The organism is Chitinophaga sp., assembly GCF_035564935.1.
Lineage (GTDB): Bacteria > Bacteroidota > Bacteroidia > Chitinophagales > Chitinophagaceae > Chitinophaga.
The window spans coordinates 1-5,234 of sequence record NZ_DATMTE010000118.1 but is presented as its reverse complement, the minus strand read 5'-3'; the positions used below and the strand labels follow the sequence as shown (position 1 = coordinate 5,234).

Genomic DNA, 5,234 nt, shown 5'->3' with positions numbered 1-5,234 from the left:
ATAAACGGGGCATCTTTTCAGCATATAGAATAATGCATCTTTATAGGAAGCTTCTCCTGATAAAATAGCCGTACGGTGATTGTCGAATATCTTATCATTCCCGCGGCTATAAATAAGCAGAGACACTTCGTTCTGATAGGTTTTCTCTACCACCGTGTTGGCTGCTTTGTTTTGCCGGAGACGGTCATCATCGCTTTTTACTGTTTTGGTTTCAGCGCTGGCGATATTCTCTTTACTGCTGCGCGATAAACCTCCCTGTACAATGTATTCCGTACCAAGGATCTTACACAATTCGTCAAAAGTATATCCCTTGATACTGTTTTCATCGATACCATTCCGGATCAGCAATGCGTTGGTGGTTTGCGGGTCCTGGAATTTATACAGGCCATTCCGTTTGCTGAGATAAGAATAGGTATCGTCCTGCAGCTTTTCCTTTGTGGCATTGATCTGCTCCGGCGGTTCTCCCACACTGCGGTATTTGAATGGCAATACAGCAATCAGGTTATGCTCCATGGGAGGATAGTTGTCGGACGGGGATTTGGCCACGGCAGGTGTGGTTACAATTTCTGTTCTGCCGCTGGCAAATACAATTTTCTGAATGTCTGTTTTCTTCAACGAATACTCCAGCTTTTCCCCGCTGTGTACAAATGAAACAGCATCTGTTCCCACGCCGGTTATTTTACCGTGCTTGGTTTCACCGGTCATCATCAGTACACTGTCTTCTTTTACCGGGATGCTTTTAGCCGTTGAATTTTTCTGGGCAATTAAGGGGTTACAATAAGTGGTCAGGAGGCATAACACTGCCCCTAACAGGTAAACATACTTTTTCATGATATCCGTAAATATTTGTTGTTACTACTAAAACGCGTGTAACATTGGAATACCCCCATGCGGGCCGGAAAGAATTATAACATGAAAGGTTGGAGGAGATAAGACTACTTGTTTTTTATTCGTTTAATTATATCACGAAAGTTCCAGGCAGGAAATAGCAGGGTTAACCGTAGGCGGCACAATGAAGTAACGAAGGAAAACGGGGTGGCATATCGCCTGAAACACGTGCCAGTAGGTTAATTCGCAGCCCCGGTAAGTTGAGGTAGCTGGTTAATTACCAGCAGCAATCCAAGTATGAGAAAAACCCAGAACCTTACCTTCCGGTAGTTTTGCTCAGTGATGATATAAAGCACCAGGCAAATCACCCAATAAACGATTGCCACCACCCGGAAAGCGATGGAGTCTTTCATGTAGGTATTTGCAATGATTAAAAGTATCAGCCCCAGCGCTTCAAGGGGCGGGCCAAAACGTTGCCAGAATGAAACCAGTTTCTCTCTCATAGCAATATATCTTTCATTAAATAATTTAACTACTCTCCAGGGTTACATATACTTTGCGGAAATCTTTCTTTGCAAGATCACTTTTGTGTATCACAAAAAACAGGTCGCCGGCATCCCCCCACTGGAAGTCCCCGCGCGATTTTACGGTAAGCAGGATGGTCCAGTCTTCCGGGTTGCCCTTGCAGGCCAGCGCCGCCTGCAGCTCCGGGGATTCATGCTGTGTGAAACCATAGCTATTGATGGCATGATCGCTTTCCAGGAGAAAATTAACCGGCTCCTCGAAAGTTTCATACAGGCTTTCCATCAGGTCTTCATCGTCCAGTAACGGCCTTGAAACACCGCGGAACAGGTATTGATTGGAATGCCAGGAATAAAAACCAGGCACGGAATTTCTCACAAAGGCATCCGCTTTGTAAGGCGTGTATTGCCCGCCTTCCAGCTCAAAAAAATCCTCTTCCGCAAATGAAAACCTCCTGCCGGATTGCAACGTGGAATTATCTTCCACATACAACACTTTGCAGGGTATATGGCCCCGTGATCCGAGACTATGAATGGTTTCAAAGAAAAAAAAGAGCGTGCCTGTCCGGGGTAAATATTCCTGTAAAGGCGACAGTGCTTCACAATTCACCTGGGCAATGAATTGATATTTGTAATCCCGTTTATTATAATCGTCGTAAAATTCAGGATAATCAATACCCGCCGGCAAATCGGGCATACCGCCAAAACGATGATTGCCGGTAGCTGCATAATCCTCTTCACCGGTCTGATTAAACCCTATGGCCCTTTTTACCAGCGCCCGTAAGGCATCCCTGTGCGGTAACAGCTCCTTCTCTTCTGCGATGATCTCGTCTACCGGGTGGATCAATGCTTCGTCATGTTGCGCAAAAAAAGCCTCGTTGTTCCAGTTTACAGGTCCGTTGCCATCTGCATCTTTGTAGGTGTTATCCAGCAACTGTTGTTTGCTTTTGATATCCAGTTCCAGTCCCGCAAAATCGGAGAAGCCCGGCGGAAGAAAGGAAAAAGGATTCCCCGATACGTTGATCTTTTCGATCTTTGGCAACGACAACAGGTTTTCCGGCAGTGTTTTTAACTGGTTCTTTGCCAGGTGCAGGTATTTGAGATCCGGCATGTTGAATACGGCAATATCGCTGATCTGGTTGCCGTTCAGGTTCAGGTATTCCAGGCGGGGCATATCCATCAGGTGAGCCGGCACGCGCGACAGCTTCCCGCCTGCAAACGAGCAGTGCCTGAGTTGCGTAAGCTTGTTCATATATTCAGGGATCCGGCACAGGGCGGAATTAGCGACCACTAGGTACTCCAGGTCTTTCAGCTCCAGCAGCTTATCGTCCAGCCGCTCCAGCGGCAACTGCTGTATCGGCCACTTAGGAGTGATTTCCACACGCTGCAGGGATTTCAGGCGATAAAACTCATTGGGCAACCTGCTGAATTCCGGGTTCACCAGCACCAGTTTTTTCACCTGCTCTACCGGGGCTCCTGCCGCTTCTTCCACAGAAGTAAAAGTGTATTGTTCCCAGTTGAACTGTTCTTTATTAATTTTTCTGAAGATGTTTACCGGGAAAAGAGGCTTCTCATCCCAGGAAGGTTTCAGGTGTCCCAACATGGCTACCCAGCCATCCCGGAACACAACATCCCCAAAAAACTTAAGTGAATACTGGAAGCCGCTCTTATCCATGGAAAGGTAGGGCGTTTCCTGTTTGTCTTCTTTAAACTGAAGCGCGCCTTCCAGGAAACCGGGCTTATAGATCCCCAATGCCGGGATCACCACCTTCACCTCTCCTGTTGGCTCATAATCGTCCAGCAGCTTCTTCTTTACCGCCTCTTTCACCTCGCTGGTCTTCGCCACAATCGTGATGGTTACAGCGCCGGAGTAATCAAATCCCTGGCCTGATTGGGTATCATCAATATCAAAAATGAAATCGCCTGCCTGGAAATAATCTTTACCATCTGCTGGCAGTGCAAAAGCATGAATGTCCATGAGTCCGTTCTTTTAAAATGCCGCTTGTTTCCGTTAAACTGGGTTAACCGGGTTATCCGTTGTTAGCGTAATGATACGAAAAAGCGCTGAAAACAGCAAGCAACCCATTTTTCGTAGCCGCTTGCCCGTTATTAATGCATTTGTTAAGTCTTTTGTTAAGCGTGTCCTTCTACCTTCGCCTTTTCTTTATTAAAACCCACGGTATGAATTATTGTCACGCTCCATGAGGTGCAGCATCACCTTGTTGTCCCCCGTTTTCCACGTTAATGGGCATTCTTCTTTTCAATGCCCCATTTACCATCTTATAAAACCTTCAAATTATGAAACACCTGTTATTTGTTAGTGCACTCATTACTGTAGTGAGCATATCGTCCTGCTCAAAGAAAGCACTGGAACCGCAAGCCGTTCCGGGTGAAAAAGCATTGTCGGCCTCCGCGAACACACTGGCGGCCACCCAATTCATAGGCTCGGTGGTTGGCTTCAACAACACCATCCGTTCGGGGGGAGGTCCTAATCCCACACCGGCAGGCAACATCCTTTACAATGTGCCCCTGTACAAATCATCTGCCAGTGAAGACGACTGGTGGGATAACCTGGTAGAAGAATTTGCCTTCAGCGGGCAGGATTTCTTCGCAGCCAATTGCCGCGGTTACAGCCCCAATGTACCCACCGTTGACCATGGCGATCCGCGTAAGCTGGTAAAGCTCACACAAGCCATGGACCGCCGGGGTGTAACCGGTAAGTTCACCATCGCTGTATTCGATGATTGCCCCTCTTCCTGGTGTGCCAACAGGAATGTAGATAACGGGCTGGGCTATACGACTTCCACGCCTTTCGATTGCGGCGATACGGCGAACTATAAATACATCTGGACCTATAATATTAAAACTGCCTACCAGAATATACCAGATGCCAAACGCTTTAAATATAACGGCAGGCCGGTAGTGTTCTTCTGGGCGATACATCCCAGCTGGGCTACCAATTTTGGTAACAGCAACCTGAAAAAGATCCTGCAGTATATACGCACACAATTCAATGCCACCTTCGGCCAGAATCCTTACCTGGTCATTGAAAAATCGTGGATCGACAGGGACCCTACCGTGAACGACCCTACGGTAACCGATGCCGTGCATAACTGGTTTAACATGACCAATCCCTCTACCCTGTATACTTTCAATGGTGTAAAAGTAGGCTCCGGCGTGCCCGGCTTCCGCGTGGTACAGGGCACCACCAATATGTTCATCGACGCCAACCACGGGCAAACCTGGATCAATACGCTCACCAATACCTGGGGAGCCGGCGCCCTGTTTACTTTACTGGAAGGCTTCACCGATTGCGCGGAAAATGCCGCTATCTTCAGAAGCAAGGACGTTACTTATTATGATTATCCTAACCAGCGTATCAATATCCTGCGACGCTTCAGCAATAATCCTTATCCCGCCACGCTGAAAGTGGAAGCAGAAGGATGCGATTTTTACAATGACCTCAGCAGCGGCAACAGCGGCGGCACTTTCCGCGACGGCGACCTGGACATTGTGAAGAATGGCGATACCTATGGCGGATGGCATGTGAACAATACCCAGGCCAACGAATGGCTGGAATGGAGAGAGCTTCCCTTCGGCGCAGGGAACAGCAAGTTCGAAGTACGCTACTCTTCCAACCAGGCCGCCTCCATCCGGTTTAATGTAGACGGAACAGACCTGCCTGTGATCAGCATGCCCATTACCGGCAACGGCACCTGGTCGCTCATTGATGCAGGTACGCTTTCTTTTCCTGCAGACGGGTTGCATACGGTGCGTTTGAAAATTGTGTCCGGTTCTTTAAGCATTAATTTCTTTAACCGCGTAAGTCTGTAAAAAAAGCAGCCGGCCCTTGTTCTGAGCCGGCTACTTTCTTCTTATTTATAT

The 5,234-nt window shown here is 47.8% G+C and carries 4 protein-coding genes; 1 reads left to right on the top strand and 3 read right to left on the bottom strand.

Annotated features, from left to right (window positions below; genetic code table 11):
• The 3 genes from VN105_RS03205 to VN105_RS03195 all read right to left on the bottom strand — a co-directional run.
• Positions 1 to 831, bottom strand: an 831-nt coding sequence (locus VN105_RS03205; protein ID WP_325637857.1) for a hypothetical protein, incomplete at its 3' end; no start/stop codon positions are given.
• Positions 832 to 1,067: 236 nt separating this feature from the next.
• Positions 1,068 to 1,331, bottom strand: coding sequence for a hypothetical protein (locus tag VN105_RS03200; protein WP_325637855.1), 264 nt, complete (start codon positions 1,329 to 1,331; stop codon positions 1,068 to 1,070).
• Between the two features lie 25 nt (positions 1,332 to 1,356).
• Complete coding sequence (locus tag VN105_RS03195) at positions 1,357 to 3,327, bottom strand: DUF1963 domain-containing protein (protein ID WP_325637853.1); 1,971 nt, start codon at positions 3,325 to 3,327, stop codon at positions 1,357 to 1,359.
• A 320-nt stretch (positions 3,328 to 3,647) separates the two neighbouring features.
• Here VN105_RS03195 and VN105_RS03190 point away from each other — a divergent pair, with 320 nt between their 5' ends.
• Positions 3,648 to 5,183, top strand: a complete 1,536-nt coding sequence (locus VN105_RS03190) for a DUF5010 domain-containing protein (protein ID WP_325637851.1) — start codon at positions 3,648 to 3,650, stop codon at positions 5,181 to 5,183.
• Positions 5,184 to 5,234: the final 51 nt, after the last annotated feature.